This window comes from Viridibacillus soli (assembly GCF_016612995.1).
Lineage (GTDB): Bacteria > Bacillota > Bacilli > Bacillales_A > Planococcaceae > Viridibacillus > Viridibacillus soli.
In genome coordinates this window covers 19,952-34,367 of record NZ_JAEOAH010000001.1, presented here as the reverse complement: position 1 = coordinate 34,367, position 14,416 = coordinate 19,952, and the positions used below count along the sequence as shown (strand labels likewise).

At 36.1% G+C, this 14,416-nt stretch carries 16 protein-coding genes; 12 read left to right on the top strand and 4 right to left on the bottom strand.

Going from position 1 to position 14,416, the window contains the following annotated elements; translation table 11 throughout:
• Nucleotides 1-10 precede the first annotated feature (10 nt).
• Both JFL43_RS00170 and JFL43_RS00165 read left to right on the top strand, forming a co-directional pair.
• A complete protein-coding gene (locus tag JFL43_RS00170) occupies nucleotides 11-1,309 on the top strand; it encodes a DEAD/DEAH box helicase (protein WP_100794274.1) in 1,299 nt (432 codons plus the stop codon).
• Nucleotides 1,310-1,329: 20 nt separating this feature from the next.
• Nucleotides 1,330-2,220: a deoxyribonuclease IV gene (locus JFL43_RS00165; RefSeq protein WP_200747465.1), complete on the top strand. Its 891-nt coding sequence runs from the start codon at nucleotides 1,330-1,332 to the stop codon at nucleotides 2,218-2,220.
• 92 nt (nucleotides 2,221-2,312) lie between these two features.
• Here the strand turns inward: JFL43_RS00165 and JFL43_RS00160 are convergent, their stop codons facing one another.
• Nucleotides 2,313-2,552 carry a hypothetical protein gene (locus JFL43_RS00160; RefSeq protein WP_100794272.1) on the bottom strand — a complete coding sequence of 80 codons (240 nt, stop codon included), beginning with the start codon at nucleotides 2,550-2,552 and terminating at the stop codon, nucleotides 2,313-2,315.
• A gap of 103 nt (nucleotides 2,553-2,655) precedes the next feature.
• On the opposite strand from JFL43_RS00160, the gene JFL43_RS00155 reads away from it, so the two are divergent.
• From JFL43_RS00155 to JFL43_RS00145, 3 genes are read left to right on the top strand one after another with little or no spacing between them, the layout of a single operon-like run.
• A complete protein-coding gene (locus JFL43_RS00155; RefSeq protein ID WP_100794271.1) occupies nucleotides 2,656-3,429 on the top strand; it encodes a metal ABC transporter ATP-binding protein in 774 nt (257 codons plus the stop codon).
• Nucleotides 3,426-4,268, top strand: coding sequence for a metal ABC transporter permease (locus JFL43_RS00150; RefSeq protein ID WP_200747464.1), 843 nt, complete (start codon nucleotides 3,426-3,428; stop codon nucleotides 4,266-4,268). Before JFL43_RS00155 ends, JFL43_RS00150 begins: the two co-directional genes overlap by 4 nt.
• Before the next feature lie 21 nt (nucleotides 4,269-4,289).
• Nucleotides 4,290-4,715 carry a Fur family transcriptional regulator gene (locus tag JFL43_RS00145; protein WP_100794269.1) on the top strand — a complete coding sequence of 142 codons (426 nt, stop codon included), beginning with the start codon at nucleotides 4,290-4,292 and terminating at the stop codon, nucleotides 4,713-4,715.
• A gap of 66 nt (nucleotides 4,716-4,781) precedes the next feature.
• Here JFL43_RS00145 and JFL43_RS00140 read toward each other — a convergent pair whose 3' ends face one another.
• Nucleotides 4,782-5,042, bottom strand: coding sequence for an excalibur calcium-binding domain-containing protein (locus JFL43_RS00140; protein WP_100794268.1), 261 nt, complete (start codon nucleotides 5,040-5,042; stop codon nucleotides 4,782-4,784).
• A 159-nt stretch (nucleotides 5,043-5,201) separates the two neighbouring features.
• Between JFL43_RS00140 and JFL43_RS00135 the strand changes: the two genes are divergently transcribed.
• Nucleotides 5,202-5,597: a hypothetical protein gene (locus tag JFL43_RS00135; RefSeq protein ID WP_200747463.1), complete on the top strand. Its 396-nt coding sequence runs from the start codon at nucleotides 5,202-5,204 to the stop codon at nucleotides 5,595-5,597.
• A gap of 320 nt (nucleotides 5,598-5,917) precedes the next feature.
• Here JFL43_RS00135 and JFL43_RS00130 read toward each other — a convergent pair whose 3' ends face one another.
• Nucleotides 5,918-7,441: a DHA2 family efflux MFS transporter permease subunit gene (locus tag JFL43_RS00130; protein WP_100794265.1), complete on the bottom strand. Its 1,524-nt coding sequence runs from the start codon at nucleotides 7,439-7,441 to the stop codon at nucleotides 5,918-5,920.
• A 204-nt stretch (nucleotides 7,442-7,645) separates the two neighbouring features.
• Here JFL43_RS00130 and JFL43_RS00125 point away from each other — a divergent pair, with 204 nt between their 5' ends.
• Nucleotides 7,646-8,548, top strand: a complete 903-nt coding sequence (locus JFL43_RS00125) for a TetR/AcrR family transcriptional regulator (protein WP_200747462.1) — start codon at nucleotides 7,646-7,648, stop codon at nucleotides 8,546-8,548.
• A gap of 326 nt (nucleotides 8,549-8,874) precedes the next feature.
• Nucleotides 8,875-9,645, top strand: coding sequence for a sulfite exporter TauE/SafE family protein (locus JFL43_RS00120; RefSeq protein WP_200747461.1), 771 nt, complete (start codon nucleotides 8,875-8,877; stop codon nucleotides 9,643-9,645).
• A gap of 42 nt (nucleotides 9,646-9,687) precedes the next feature.
• Here the strand turns inward: JFL43_RS00120 and JFL43_RS00115 are convergent, their stop codons facing one another.
• Nucleotides 9,688-10,470, bottom strand: coding sequence for a TrmB family transcriptional regulator (locus JFL43_RS00115; RefSeq protein WP_200747460.1), 783 nt, complete (start codon nucleotides 10,468-10,470; stop codon nucleotides 9,688-9,690).
• Nucleotides 10,471-10,857: 387 nt separating this feature from the next.
• On the opposite strand from JFL43_RS00115, the gene JFL43_RS00110 reads away from it, so the two are divergent.
• From JFL43_RS00110 to JFL43_RS00095, 4 genes are all read left to right on the top strand, one after another.
• Nucleotides 10,858-12,069, top strand: a complete 1,212-nt coding sequence (locus JFL43_RS00110) for a transglutaminase domain-containing protein (RefSeq protein ID WP_200747459.1) — start codon at nucleotides 10,858-10,860, stop codon at nucleotides 12,067-12,069.
• Nucleotides 12,070-12,550: 481 nt separating this feature from the next.
• Nucleotides 12,551-13,165: a TerD family protein gene (locus tag JFL43_RS00105; protein ID WP_200747458.1), complete on the top strand. Its 615-nt coding sequence runs from the start codon at nucleotides 12,551-12,553 to the stop codon at nucleotides 13,163-13,165.
• Between the two features lie 27 nt (nucleotides 13,166-13,192).
• Nucleotides 13,193-13,777: a TerD family protein gene (locus JFL43_RS00100; RefSeq protein WP_100794259.1), complete on the top strand. Its 585-nt coding sequence runs from the start codon at nucleotides 13,193-13,195 to the stop codon at nucleotides 13,775-13,777.
• Between the two features lie 34 nt (nucleotides 13,778-13,811).
• Nucleotides 13,812-14,387, top strand: a complete 576-nt coding sequence (locus tag JFL43_RS00095) for a TerD family protein (RefSeq protein ID WP_200747457.1) — start codon at nucleotides 13,812-13,814, stop codon at nucleotides 14,385-14,387.
• Nucleotides 14,388-14,416: the final 29 nt, after the last annotated feature.

Sequence of the window (14,416 nt, the reverse complement as noted above, 5' to 3'; positions counted from 1 at the left end):
AGGGACAATTATGTCCAAATATTCAGATTACAATTTTCAACCTTTTTTGCAAAATGCAATTAAGAAATTAGGCTTCACAGAACCGACGCCTATCCAAAAGGAAATTATTCCGCTCGTTTTAAAAGAGAAAAGTGCAATCGGACAAGCGCATACAGGTACAGGGAAAACACATAGTTTCCTTATTCCAATCGTAGAACGCATCCGTGCAGATAAAGAGGAAGTGCAAGCGGTCATTGCTGCACCAACTCGTGAACTTGCAACACAAATTTACGCAGAGTTGCAAAAACTGATTGAAGAAACATCGATCCAAGCCAAATTGTTCATCGGGGGTACAGACAAACAACGCTCAATCGATAAACTAAAAACACAACCGCAAATCGTTGTCGGTACACCAGGACGTATTCGTGATTTAGTTGATGAAAAAGCATTGTTATTATATACAGCGCCGATTCTAGTGGTAGACGAAGCAGACCTTGCATTCGACATGGGCTTCATCGAGGATATCGATAAATTTGCTTCTCAAATGCCAGAAAACCTTGAAATGTACGTATTCTCTGCAACAATTCCTGAGAAATTACAACCTTTCTTGAAAAAATACATGTCTTCGCCAGTCCACATTAAAATGGATGATAAACGACCAGTAGCGGAAAACTTAGATTTCTATTTAGTATCAACACGTAGTAAATCAAAAAATAGCCGCTTACTTGAAGTGATGAAAACAATCAATCCGTATTTAGCAATTATCTTCACCAATACACGTTCACAAGCGAACTATGTTGCTGATTTCTTAGCAAATAACGGCGTAAAAGCAGGACGTATTCATGGAGATCTTTCACCACGTGATCGTAAAAAAGTGATGAAACAAGTACGTGACCTGGAATTCCAATACATTGTTGCAACAGATCTTGCTGCACGTGGCATCGATATTCCTGGAGTCAGCCATGTTATTAACTACGAATTGCCTTCTGATTTAGAATTCTTCATTCACCGCGTAGGCCGTACAGCTCGTGCAGGTAACAAAGGAACGGCTATTACTATTTTCGAACCGTCTGAAGAAGATGGAATTGCACGTGTTGAGAAAATGGGTATACCATTCCAACCAAAAGACATTAAGAATGGCCAACTAGTGGACATGAAAGAACGTCATGCACGCCAAAACCGTGAGAAAAAAGAAAATGCTATCGACAAAAAAGCGAAAGCACTTGTCCGTAAACCTAAAAAGGTTAAACCAGGCTACAAACGTAATATGAAATGGGAAATGGACAAAGTTAAAAAACGTGAACGTCGTTTGAAAAACCGCCAGAAATAATTAAGGGGGGACCACAGACCATGCTTATTGGCTCACACGTATCTATGAGCGGCAAGAAAATGCTGCTAGCTTCTAGTGAAGAAGCGGCATCCTACGGGGCATCCACTTTCATGATCTATACAGGTGCTCCTCAAAATACGCGCAGAAAACCAATTGAAGAGTTGAATATTGATGCAGGACAATTGCATATGACGGAGCATGGACTATCGAATATCGTTGTCCATGCACCATATATTATCAATATCGCAAATACGACAAAACCTGAAGTATTCGCACTTGGTGTTGATTTCCTTCAAAAAGAAATCGAACGTACAGCAGCAATTGGAGCAAAACAAATTGTCTTACATCCAGGTGCCCATGTTGGCGCAGGTGCTGACGTTGGTATTGCGAGAATCATCGAAGGACTAAACGAAGTCTTATCACAAGATTATCCAGTTCAAATCGCCCTCGAAACAATGGCAGGTAAAGGCTCTGAATGTGGTCGCACATTCGAAGAACTTGCTCAAATTTTCGACGGTGTGAAAAACAACGAACGTCTGTCTATTTGCTTTGACACTTGTCACACACATGATGCAGGTTATGATATTATAAATGATTTTGACGGAGTACTAGAAAATTTCGATAAAACGATTGGTATCGATCGCATCAAAGTGCTTCATATCAATGATAGTAAAAATGTTTGTGGAGCAGCGAAGGACCGTCACGAGAATATCGGCTTTGGTCATATCGGCTTTGACGCCTTAAACCGCATCGTCCATCATGAAGCATTCCGAGATGTACCGAAAATTTTAGAAACACCTTTTGTTGGTACAGATGCAAAAAATAAAAAAGCACCATATGCTTATGAAATTGAAATGTTCCGCAGTCAAACTTTTATGCCTGAGAAAATCGATGCATTAAGAGGGGAATAACTTTGATTTAAGAAGACTTCTCACCTAAAAAGGTGAGAAGTCTTCTTTTGTTGTGTGCTATTATAATCTGATTGTCATGATGAACTAAAACGTTACCTACCAAACTGTTTTAGTAGATCTGCTGTTTTCTGTTTACCAATGGCCTTCTCAATATCCCGCATAACGTGATCGGGTATACCCATTAGCACCCATTGAAGGGAAAAGGACGATAATAGTGGGCGCAACTTTTGAATTTCTTTTTTCGATAATGGAATCTTATAATGTTTCGCATAGAGGGCAAGCTCCTCATCCGATTTGCCTTGGAATTCCTGTACTAATGAAACATAATCCATACATTCACCCTTTCAAGTATTCGTACTTTACAAAGTGCCATCTTTCACTTATACTAATATTTTGTAAATCGTAATGATTCTGAATTAGAAAGAAGCGAAGAATATGGCGCAACTGCCTTTAATCGAATTAAAAAGTGTTTCATTCCAATATGACTATACGCAAGTGTTAACAAATATTTCTTTAAAAGTAGAGCAAGGCGATTTTCTCGCATTACTTGGTCCAAACGGCTCGGGGAAATCCACACTGTTAAAGCTCATTTTAGGTTTAATGAAATCAACATCTGGCCAAATCGAATTGTTCGGACAGCCAGCAAATACATTTAAACATCGTGAGTGGATTGGTTATGTTTCACAAAAATCAAACTCCTTTAACTCGGGTTTCCCAGCAACAGTCAAAGAAGTTGTTGCAAGTGGCTTAACAAAGAAGATTGGTCTTTTTAAGCGCCACTTAGCTAGTCAAAATTCTAAAGTAATACAAGCATTACGAGATGTCGGCATGGATGGCTTTGCGGATCGTAATATCGGTGAGTTGTCAGGCGGACAGCAGCAGCGTGTCTTTATTGCAAGAGCGCTTGTCGCAGAGCCGAAGCTATTAATCTTAGATGAGCCGACGGTTGGGATTGACCACGAAAATGTGCAGTCATTTTATGATATGCTCGCAAGCTTAAATGAGGACCATCAAATGACAATGATTTTAGTGACACATGACGTTGATACAGTTTCAAATCGAATTAGCCATGTTGCTTGTTTAAATCAAACGATTCATTTTCACGGCTTCAAAAATGATTACGATTCTTTATCAGCCGATCAATTGAATGCTTGGTATGGTCACGTTGTACGTAAAATTCACCATACTAAAGAGGAGAAGACGCAATGATTTCATCTATCCTACATTATGAATTTTTACAAAACGCATTTTTATCCGGCATTATTATCGGAATCATTGCACCGTTACTTGGGGTTTTCATCGTCGTCAGAAGACTATCGTTAATTGCAGATGCACTCAGCCATGTAACCCTTGCAGGGATTGCAGGAAGTCTTTATTTAAGCCAAACATTCACGGGGCTAGCATTACTTAATCCGCTGTATTTAGGGATTGTTGCATCTGTTAGTGGCTCTGTATTAATCGAACGCTTACGTCGTCTCTATAAGCATTATGAGGAGCTAGCTATTCCGATTATTATGTCGGGTGGGATAGGGATTAGTGCAATCTTTATCTCACTTGCAAAAGGATTTAGCACGGATTTATTTAGTTATTTATTTGGCTCAGTATCCGCTGTTAGCAGACAGGATTTATTCATAGTTGTGGCAATTGCAGTGTTAGTGCTAGCCTTTATTTATTTATTTTATAAAGAATTATTCGTTTTATCATTTGATGATGAATATGCAAAGGCAAGTGGCTTACCAGCTAAATGGATTCACTTATTATTTATGATTATTACAGCACTAGTGATCGCTGCTAGCATGCGCATTGTTGGTATTTTACTAGTGTCGTCATTGATGACGTTGCCAGTTGCAGCAAGTATTCGTATTGCGAAGGGCTTTAAACAAGCCATTCTCTATGCGATTGTATTCGGTGAAGCAGCGGTAATTGCGGGGCTTGTATCAGCCTTTTACTTAGACTTAGCACCGGGTGGTACGATTGTCGTCATCTCTATATTGATTTTATTAGTTGTCATTATTGGCAAAAAGATTTCGATGAGCGTACGCGCTTAGTTTAGAAGGGAGAGTTAGGGTATGAATATTTCAAAAGCATGGGAAATATTAAAAGAAAGTGGCTATAAAAAAACGGACAAACGAGAACAAATCTTAGAAATGTTTGCCGCTACAGAAAAATATTTAACGGCCCGTGACCTACTAGTTGTGATGAAGAAAGACTACCCTGGCATGAGTTATGACACAATATATCGTAATCTTGCAACCTTTGTTCAATTAGGAATTCTTGAAGAAACCGAGCTTTCCAGTGAGCGCCACTTCCGCATGCAATGTGAAACAGAGCACCATCATCACCATTTCATCTGTATGGCGTGTGGCAATATTAAAGAAATTCATCTCTGCCCAATGGACCTCCTACAAGAGCAGCTACCATCATACGAAATCGATGATCACAAATTCGAAATTTATGGCAAATGTCCAGATTGTCGTAATTGTCAGCACAAATAAAATGTAGACCAATAAAGACAAGCACTTTCCACAAATGGAAGGTGCTTGTTTTGTTATGAGAAGGGCTTATCTTTCACAAGCAATGCCGTCTGAATCGCGGTCTTTCGTAGCATTTGCTGCATAAAGTTTTGCAGAAACAGTTGGCGTATATTTTGTTTTTCCGCCTTTATTTTTCACTTTGTCATTTTTAGCAACGCCGCCTTTGTAGACTTTATTGAGTTCTGTGCAATTTTTGAACGTTTTAGCTGAAGCATCTGTTTCTAACGGGAGAACGGATAATCCGAGAAGTAATGTTGTTGTGAATGTTGCAAATAATGTTTTTTTCATAGTAATACCTCCGTAGTTCAAATGTTGTAAATAATACAATATATACCATACCATATATTACTGAAAATAATACGATAAGATTGATAAACCTTGAATATAGAGTGCGTAGTAAAAATGTATTAGAGTGGATTGTATGACTACACGAATGGGAGAATGATGATGAGAAGTTTACTAATAGGAGCCATTTCAGCAATTCTTACTATAGCTATTTTGGGCGTTGCCATATATACATTTGTTGCGAAATTAACAGATACAGCAGCAATTCAAATTGAAAAAGTGCAAGTTGAAGATGGACAAATATTACATGTGAAAGGAGATTTCACTGAAAGCGCCAGACAATATGCAGGTTATACTTTTGATATTATGGATGGAAAATTTTATCTGAGAATGAAGACAGTGCTCGCAGGAGGTCAATCAGGCGGCTTTGATTTTACTATAAAGGACCCGAATTTAGCGAATGTAGAAGCGATATATTTGCAAGGAACTAGTAGTGAAGACCAAGTATTACTTTGGACACTAAAAAAGAAGATTAACGTTGACTATGAAAGTGAATAGAAAACCCCTACCTTCTACTAATTTAGTAAAGGGTAGGGGTTTTCAATCTATCTATTATCGTTTTCTGAATGGGAAATCAATTATAAAATCGAGTTCTATTTCAACTACATCTAAAAGAGGTAATGAAATGATGACTAATAATGAAAGTAAAAAACAGTTTACAAGGATCTTTCTATTAGTAAGCGAATGTTCTTTCTTAAAAAAGCTGATTACATATTGTATTAAATATAGGAAAATAAAAATATTTGTAAACGTGTTGATATTACTTTGCCAATCAGACAATGGGCTCCTCTCCTCTAACTTCCGGATTAAAAGGCAAGTTATTGAATTTGACTAAGTGGTTCATTCTTATTAGGTTCTTTAACAGTAATTTTCTCACTCTTTTTTTCTGAACTTGTTCTTTTAATAAAGAATGCTAAGATAACTCCTATAACCGCAACACCTGCAGATACTAAGAATGCATCATTAATCCCTTCAATTGTTGCTTGAGCCATAATTTGTTGTTTCATCTGTACTAATACTTCTTTTGTTGGAGGTGCAGATAGTTTGCTGATAGCTTCTTCCAATAATTCTTTACCATGAGTAACTGAACGATTGGACATAATTGTTACAAGAAGAGAACCACCTACAGCGCCAGAAACTTGTTGTATCGTACTATTCATAGCGGTACCATGTGGCGTGAATTTAGCAGGTAGCTGATTTAAACCATTTGTCATAACTGGCATCATAACCATCGAAATCCCAAACATACGCACTGTATATAATATGACTAAATTTGAGTATTCAGTAGTAGCAGTCAATTGACTAAAGAAGTAAGTTGTTACAACGGTAATGACTAAACCCGTTATTGCTAACGCTTTCGCTCCGAATTTGTCGAATATTTTACCCGTAATAGGAGACATAATACCCATCACAATAGCACCAGGTAACATCAGTAAACCTGAATCTATGGGAGAAATCCCTCGAATGCTTTGTAAATAGATTGGCATTAATAACATAGCTGAGAACATAGCCATATTAAGTGTGAAAGAAATGACGGAAGAAAGAGCAAACATAGGATATTTATATACTCTTAAATCAAGCATAGGTTCATCTAATTTGAATTGGCGGAAAATAAAGCAAATAAGTGAAACGACACCAACTGCAAGTGTTATTATTACGATTGGATCATCCCAACCTTTATTACCAGCTGAACTGAAGCCGTATAAAACCCCACCAAATCCTAATGTAGAGAAAACAAGAGATAAAAAGTCTAATGTTGCAGTCACTTTCTCTTTTGTATCATGTAATTTAAAGAATGCTAAAATCAATACTAATATTGAAATAGGAGCGATGACAAAGAATAAAGTTGACCACTCATAATGTTGAATAATCCAACCTGATAAAGTAGGTCCGATTGCTGGAGCAAAGAACATGACTAAGCCGAACATCCCCATTGATGTACCACGTTTTTCTGGTGGAAAGGTTGTAAACATGACATTCATTAGAAGCGGCATAATAATTGCTGCACCTGAAGCTTGAATCATTCTAGCCGCTAATAAAACAGGGAATGCAGGAGCAAATCCTCCTAAAAGCGTACCAATTGAAAATAGTCCCATCGCGATTAAGAATAATCTTCTAGCATTATATTTTTTTATTAGAAAGGCAGTAGTAGGAACCATAATTCCGTTCACTAACATATACCCTGTTGATAACCATTGAACGGTTGCTGCACTTACGTCGAAATCCTTCATGATTGAAGGTAAGGCAATATTCAATAATGTATTACTCAGTAAAGCAACGAATGCACCCGTCATCAATATAAATAACAGGCCATACGAAGGTTTTGCTTCTGTGTCTTTCATGTAGAATACATCTCCTTTTATGAATTAATACAAATTATACCGATAGTCCAAAAGTAGACTAACAGTTTGTAGATACTTATAATACATCCACTGATTTTATTAATCAAGCAAAAAATGAACTATCAGTCCAAAAAAAATCCGATGGTTCATTGTGGTATGATTGAATTATGAAAAATAACAGGTTAATTTTAAAGGAGTTTATATATGAATAAACGAAAAAAGCATGTTATAGAAAAAACACATGAATTATTTATAGAAAAGGGCTATCATGCTACGTCGATACAAGAAATCTTAGATCACAGTGGTATTTCTAAAGGATCATTTTACAATTATTTCCCTTCGAAAGCAGATCTATTTAAAGCTGTATTTAAATTAATGTTAGATGAAACAAAAGAGAAAATGGACAAGATTGTGATTGGTGAAGATATCTCAGATGTGAACGTTTTTATAGAGCAAGTAGTTCTAACGATGGGGGTCAATCGACATAATAAATTACAACAGCTTTTAGATGATGTCATTGTTTCGCATGATCCAGATTTAATTAAGTTTATTAAGGATTTTAAATTTATGTTTTTAAAGTGGGTACATGGGCGATTCCTCAATATCCTTCCAGAGGATAAGCAAGCATATTCATTTGACTGTGCCATTATCTTTATGGGAATAATGCAAAACTTCCTTCAAACAAGTAAGATGTTACGTGAGAAAATTTCAGATAAGCAAATTGCTAAATATGGTATGGATCGTGTTATGAATATATTAGAAGATATAAGTAGAGAAGGTATTCGTTTATTCACACCGGATCATGTAAATAAATTATTTCCAGAAGGAGATAATGAGGATTCTTTTGACAATGAACTATCCTTTACAACACTAGGGTTAAGGAAAGAAATTGAAAAAGTATTTGCTAAAGACGAGTCAAGACGAGATACGTACTTAAAACTTTTGTATTTTATCCAAGAAGAATTGATGAATAAAGAAGAGCCGCGTGCATTTCTAATCGAAAGTGCATTATCCAGTTTAAAAAGATGTGCTGAAATTAATTCAACTCCCTATTTTGAAAAATACTATAAGATTTTGACTAAAATGGATTACAACGTGATTGAATAGACAAATAAGGTAGTAAAAGCAGTAGCTTTTACTACCTTATTTAATGCGAAAATACCAAATTAACCCAATGATAAAGAAACATATTGTCGATCTCCTGCGCCAATTTGCCATGCACCTTTAACAAATTAGGTTTTCAAAATAGTAATTCAACCGATAGTGAAAATGATATTGAGCAAAAAATCATTTCCTTCTATATCTAATTATTGGTAGGGATTTCCAGTGCAGTTTCAATCATTTTCTCATTTTCTCTATTTACAACGGGGAGGAATATAGTTACTATTAAAGTAGTAACGCATTATATTGTGAGAGTTAGGGAGATGGTTTACATGATGGAATTGGATTTATATACGCTTTTATTATTAATTGCATTTGGCTTTTTAGCAGCATTTATTGATTCTGTTGTTGGTGGGGGCGGTTTGATCTCAATTCCGGCTTTAATGTTTACAGGGCTTACACCAGGTACAGCGATTGCGACGAATAAGCTGGCGGGATCAATGGGGTCACTGGCAAGTACGATTTCTTTTTTTCGTTCAGGAAAAATAGATTTTAAAGTAGTCGGAAAATTTTTCCCACTCGTTTTCTTTGGTTCGATGTTAGGTGCTTGGTTTGTACACTTTATATCTCCAGAAGTACTGAAGCCACTCGTGCTTATACTGTTAATCGCTGTAGCAATTTATACAATCTTCAAAAAAAACTGGGGTCAAAAATCGACTTATGTGAAGCTAGCTAAGAAAAAGGCGCTATTATTTACAGCTGTTATGATCATTATCGGTTTTTATGATGGCTTTTTAGGGCCAGGAACAGGTTCTTTTTTCATCTTCGCATTCTTAATGATCGGCTTCGATTTTTTACAAGCAGCTGGTAGTGCGAAGTTTTTGAATTTTGCTAGTAATATTGCGGCGCTTATTATGTTCTTGTTTCTCGGCGCTGTTAATTTTTCATATGGGATTCCAATGGGGCTTGCGATGATTGTTGGAGCTCTTGTTGGTTCAAAATTTGCGATTAAAAAAGGTGCACGTTATGTGCGCGTGTTATTTATTTTTGTGACGGTGATATTAATCGTTAAAAACGTACTTGATTACTTGAATATTTTGTAAAAAAAGACCTTCGCAAAATTAAAATGCGAAGGTCTTTTTTAATTATAATGAGAAAAATTGTTCTCTTTCAGTTGCAATCCATTTCTCTACTATCGCATCTTGATTTTTGACTAAACGATTGACTAGAATATCATGCCAAATATAGTTTTCTAATAAGTAAATATGAACTGGATCATCGGTATAAAAAGCAGTTTCTCTTTCCGTAATAGAGGGACCGTAAATCATTTCTTTTCCATCAATAGATAAGATAAACCACTTTTGGTGACCAATATTCTTAGTATAAGAAGTCGTGCGGTGATAATCTAAACCAGCTAATGGCTGTTCAACTTCAAAGACAATCCCTTTTAGTGCACATAATTTAGTCGCTTTTTGTAAATCGGATAGAAGCTCCTCATACATGTCTCCCCAAATGGAAATGACTATTTTTTTCTCTGCTTTTTTCAGTAAAGTGCGACAGTAAGAGAGAATATGCTCAGCACCTTTTAATGTAGCTACACGATTATCAGGTGTCAGTTCAGTTTTCTCAAGATCTTTTAACGACTCACTAATAGACTCGAAATTAGTGCGCCAGTTTACCTGCATCGATTCTAAAAAGACATCGACAGGTAGCGGAGAATATTGCGCAGCATCATTGATTTCCTCTTTTAGAACGATTCCTTGTTGCTCAAGTCCATTTAAAATTTCATAAATACGAGCACGTGGGATGCCAGAGTCCTTACTTACTTGATAAGCACTTGCAGAGCCAATTCGCACTAATGCCAAATATGCTTTGGCTTCATATTGGTTAAAGCCAAGCGACTGCATTTTTTTTATAATGTCTTGCACAAGACCACCTCAGTACATTCGTCATTCTAATACTATCATATCAAATAGTATGAAGACTTGCTTGTACTAAAATGGATGAAGGAGGATGAATTTTGTTTTTGTTCACGAATTTGAAGTTTACTGACAACATCGAAAAAAAACGCAACTAAATATATATGGAGGTATGGTGAATCTCGTCACTCTAAAGAAGTTGTCCCCATCATCGTAGACAATATGCGTGAAAAAATAGGTTAAACAGTGTGCTTGTTCCGGAATATTTCGACATCGAAAAAGTATAATAGGAAGAAAGGACTTTCTTTATGGTCCTTCTTTTTATTTATTCAATAAAAGAATTGAAGAAGATTAACATTGTCTGTAGACTTATTAAGTAGAGGATGTGATGATGCAATGAGAAAAGCAAGTTGGTACTTATCGATTTTCAGTTTGGCTTTGATGTTTATTTTAACTAGTGCTAGTCATGAGGGAATGGATGTGTCAGCGGCTTCAAAACCAGTTAACGTTTCCTCTGTAAAAGGCCTAAAAACAATCTTATCTAAGGCCATGCATAACTATGACAGGGAGTTAACGGTTACTTATAAAGGAAATATAGATCCTAAATTGAAGCAAATAAATGGGATAGTGGAGCAAGTATTAGCAGAAGATGATTATCTTGCAGGTAGTTTTAGAGAAAGCAAAAGTCATTTTAGATATACGTCAAGTTCAGCCACATTAACATACACGTTTTCATATCACACAACTAATAAGCAAGAGCAATATGTGAATGCAGAGGTAAAGAAGATAATAAAAAAAGAAATATCTAACAAGATGAGTGATTATGAAAAAGTAAAAGCGATTAATGATTATATCGTGTTAAATACAAAGTACGGAGCAGACACAAAAGCAAGTGCACATTCTGCATTTGCTGTTTTTAAGGAAGGTAAAGGGGTTTGCCAAGGATACACGTTAGCCGCATATAAATTGTATAAAGCGGCAGGAATTGATGTTCAGTATGTTGTAGGTAATGTTGATCAAGTCGCTCATTCATGGAATCTAGTGAAGGTTGAAGGCAAGTGGTATCATGTCGATTCTACTTTTAATGACCCGACACCAGACCGAGCAGGTGTTGTAAGCTACAAATACTTCTTACTTTCGGATTCAGCGCTAGCCGAAGATCACTATTGGATGAAAAAGGACTACAAAAAAGCGACTGCAAAAACGTATGATTTTATAAGAAATGCCCAAGACTTTGAACAAGATGAAAAACTGTTTTATTATACTAATAAGACAGATCACTCAGCCATCTATAAACGTAATATTAAAAACAACACAGAAGTGAAACTAGCGGACACTACAGCAAAATATTTGGTAAAAGCAGGAGACTGGTTATACTTCAATAATGATGATCAATATGGCTATTTAACACGTATTCATACAAATGGCACACAGCAAGAGCAGTTAAATAAACAGTATTCAAGTGATTTGAAAGTGAAAGATAATAAGCTCTACTATTTGGTTGATGATGAAGAACAGATATTGAATTTAGTAGAAGTCGTAGCGGTTTCATCAAATGAAGGTTTTTGGCATAGGTTCTTTTTTATGAAATACTTTAGCCCTTCATGAATTTCCTGGGAAATAACAGAGGCGTTTCATAGTCATAATAGACTAATGAAAACGTCTTTTCTATTAGATAAAATAAAATTTTTTAAAAAAGAAACTTTTTAAATTCTTAATCGTAAATAGTAATAGGTAGTATAATTAACTAGAAAACAAGTGGTTTTAAGTCTTACATAATAAGATAGGAATTATATTACCAAAAACCATCAAGAAAATTACAGTTTATACAGAGTTTAATTTATCGGAAAAGAATTATATACCTAGTTATTGATTCCTTTATGATAGAAATTTATGGAAATGTATATTTTCTGTGAAAAAAAGTAGTGAATTTGTAGTCTATCAATCTTTTTGTTGGTAGAAAACATCAAAATGATAACAAAATTATCGGATTAGTTATTTCTTAGTTTATAGAAATAATTGTATAAAATTAATTTTCAAGTTATCATCGAAATAAGGTAGAATTTATAGGTATAGGGAGTGCTTGACTGTGGGAATTAATTTGCAAAAAGGTCAACGAGTTGATTTAACAAAAGGTAAAGCGGATTTAAATCGTATAGTGGTAGGTTTAGGATGGGATCCCGTTGGTAAAAGTGGCGGTGGCGGTCTTTTAGGCGGTTTATTCGGTGGCGGCAGCAGTAATAGTAATATTGACTGTGATGCTTCAGTTTTAATGTTGAAGGATGGTCATTTACAAGACGGAAAAGATGTAGTTTATTTCGGTAAATTAAAAAGTAAATGTGGCTCGGTTCAGCATTCTGGCGACAACTTAACAGGTGATGGTGATGGCGATGACGAGAGTGTGACAGTCGATTTAAAAGCTGTCCCAGCAGCCTACGATAAGCTTGTCTTTGTTGTGAATATTTACAACAGTGTGAAGCGCAAGCAGCACTTCGGATTGATTCAAAATGCGTATATTCGCGTATATGAACCTTCGACAGGAAATGAGCTCATTCGTTACAATTTATCAGATAATTATTCTGATTTAACAACACTAGTTACTGGGGAAATTTATCGTCATAACGATGAATGGAAATTCGGCGCTATTGGTGATGGTACAACAGATGCGAAATTAGGCGATGTGTGTAAGAGATTTCAAAAATAATAAATAAAACTTTAGGAGGAATTTAGAATGGCTTCAGTTTCATTGCAAAAAGGACAAAAAGTAGATTTAACAAAAACAAACCCTGGTTTAACAAACTTAGTAGTTGGTTTAGGTTGGGATACAAACAAATATGATGGTGGCGGAGACTTTGACCTAGATGCTTCAGTATTCTTATTAGCTGGAAACGGCAAAGTTGCTGGCCCAGAAGATTTCGTCTTCTACAACAATACAACAGGTGCTGCTGGAGCTGTTGTACACTCTGGTGATAACTTAACAGGTGATGGTGATGGCGATGATGAAACAACAAAAGTGTCATTAAACCAAATTCCAGCAGCTATTGAACGTGTAGCATTTACAGTGACAATTCATGATGCTGAAGCACGTAGTCAAAACTTTGGTATGGTTTCAAATGCCTTCATCCGCGTAGTGAATGCTGATACTAATCAAGAAATCGTACGCTACGATCTTGGAGAAGATTTCAGTATTGAAACAGCAGTAGTAGTTGGAGAAATTTATCGTCACGGTGCAGAATGGAAATTCAATGCAATTGGTGCTGGCTACCAAGGCGGCTTAGCAGCACTTTGTAATGATTATGGCTTAAGCGTAGATTAAGATATTAAATTTAACTTGAGAGGGTGTCTAACTTATGGCAATTCAACTAAGTAAAGGTCAACGTATTGATTTAACGAAAAACGATCCAAGTTTAAAAAATATTGGTATTGGTTTAGGGTGGGATACTAAACAGTTTGATGGCGGTCAAGATTATGATTTAGATGCATCTGTGTTCTTATTAGATGCGTCTGGAAAATGCCGCAACGAACAAGATTTTATCTTCTACAATAACTTAACAAGTACAGATCAATCCGTTACACATACAGGTGATAATCGTACGGGTGAAGGTGATGGAGATGATGAGAAAGTTTTAGTGGATTTAAGCAAAGTATCTCCACAAATCGATAAAATCGTTGTGACTGTCACGATTCATGATGCAGAACTACGTCGCCAAAACTTTGGACAAGTATTAAATGCGTACGTTCGTCTACTAAATGAAGATTCTCAAGCTGAAGTGTTACGCTATGACTTAGGTGAGGATTTCAGCATTGAAACAGCTGTTGTTTTCTGTGAATTATACCGCAACAATAATGAATGGAAATTCGCAGCTGTAGGTTCAGGCTACCAAGGCGGTTTAGCGGCATTAGTGAATGCTTACGGGCTACAATAAATCTGCTTGTAGACATACAACTTAATATG

Excerpts from the sequence above, each read along its gene's own strand:
- JFL43_RS00170 (WP_100794274.1), top strand. The coding sequence starts at position 11 with ATGTCCAAATATTCAGATTACAATTTTCAACCTTTTTTGCAAAATGCA.
- JFL43_RS00165 (WP_200747465.1), top strand. The coding sequence starts at position 1,330 with ATGCTTATTGGCTCACACGTATCTATGAGCGGCAAGAAAATGCTGCTA.
- JFL43_RS00160 (WP_100794272.1), bottom strand. The coding sequence starts at position 2,552 with ATGGATTATGTTTCATTAGTACAGGAATTCCAAGGCAAATCGGATGAG.
- JFL43_RS00155 (WP_100794271.1), top strand. The coding sequence starts at position 2,656 with ATGGCGCAACTGCCTTTAATCGAATTAAAAAGTGTTTCATTCCAATAT.
- JFL43_RS00150 (WP_200747464.1), top strand. The coding sequence starts at position 3,426 with ATGATTTCATCTATCCTACATTATGAATTTTTACAAAACGCATTTTTA.
- JFL43_RS00145 (WP_100794269.1), top strand. The coding sequence starts at position 4,290 with ATGAATATTTCAAAAGCATGGGAAATATTAAAAGAAAGTGGCTATAAA.
- JFL43_RS00140 (WP_100794268.1), bottom strand. The coding sequence starts at position 5,042 with ATGAAAAAAACATTATTTGCAACATTCACAACAACATTACTTCTCGGA.
- JFL43_RS00135 (WP_200747463.1), top strand. The coding sequence starts at position 5,202 with ATGAGAAGTTTACTAATAGGAGCCATTTCAGCAATTCTTACTATAGCT.
- JFL43_RS00130 (WP_100794265.1), bottom strand. The coding sequence starts at position 7,441 with ATGAAAGACACAGAAGCAAAACCTTCGTATGGCCTGTTATTTATATTG.
- JFL43_RS00125 (WP_200747462.1), top strand. The coding sequence starts at position 7,646 with ATGAATAAACGAAAAAAGCATGTTATAGAAAAAACACATGAATTATTT.
- JFL43_RS00120 (WP_200747461.1), top strand. The coding sequence starts at position 8,875 with ATGATGGAATTGGATTTATATACGCTTTTATTATTAATTGCATTTGGC.
- JFL43_RS00110 (WP_200747459.1), top strand. The coding sequence starts at position 10,858 with ATGAGAAAAGCAAGTTGGTACTTATCGATTTTCAGTTTGGCTTTGATG.
- JFL43_RS00100 (WP_100794259.1), top strand. The coding sequence starts at position 13,193 with ATGGCTTCAGTTTCATTGCAAAAAGGACAAAAAGTAGATTTAACAAAA.
- JFL43_RS00095 (WP_200747457.1), top strand. The coding sequence starts at position 13,812 with ATGGCAATTCAACTAAGTAAAGGTCAACGTATTGATTTAACGAAAAAC.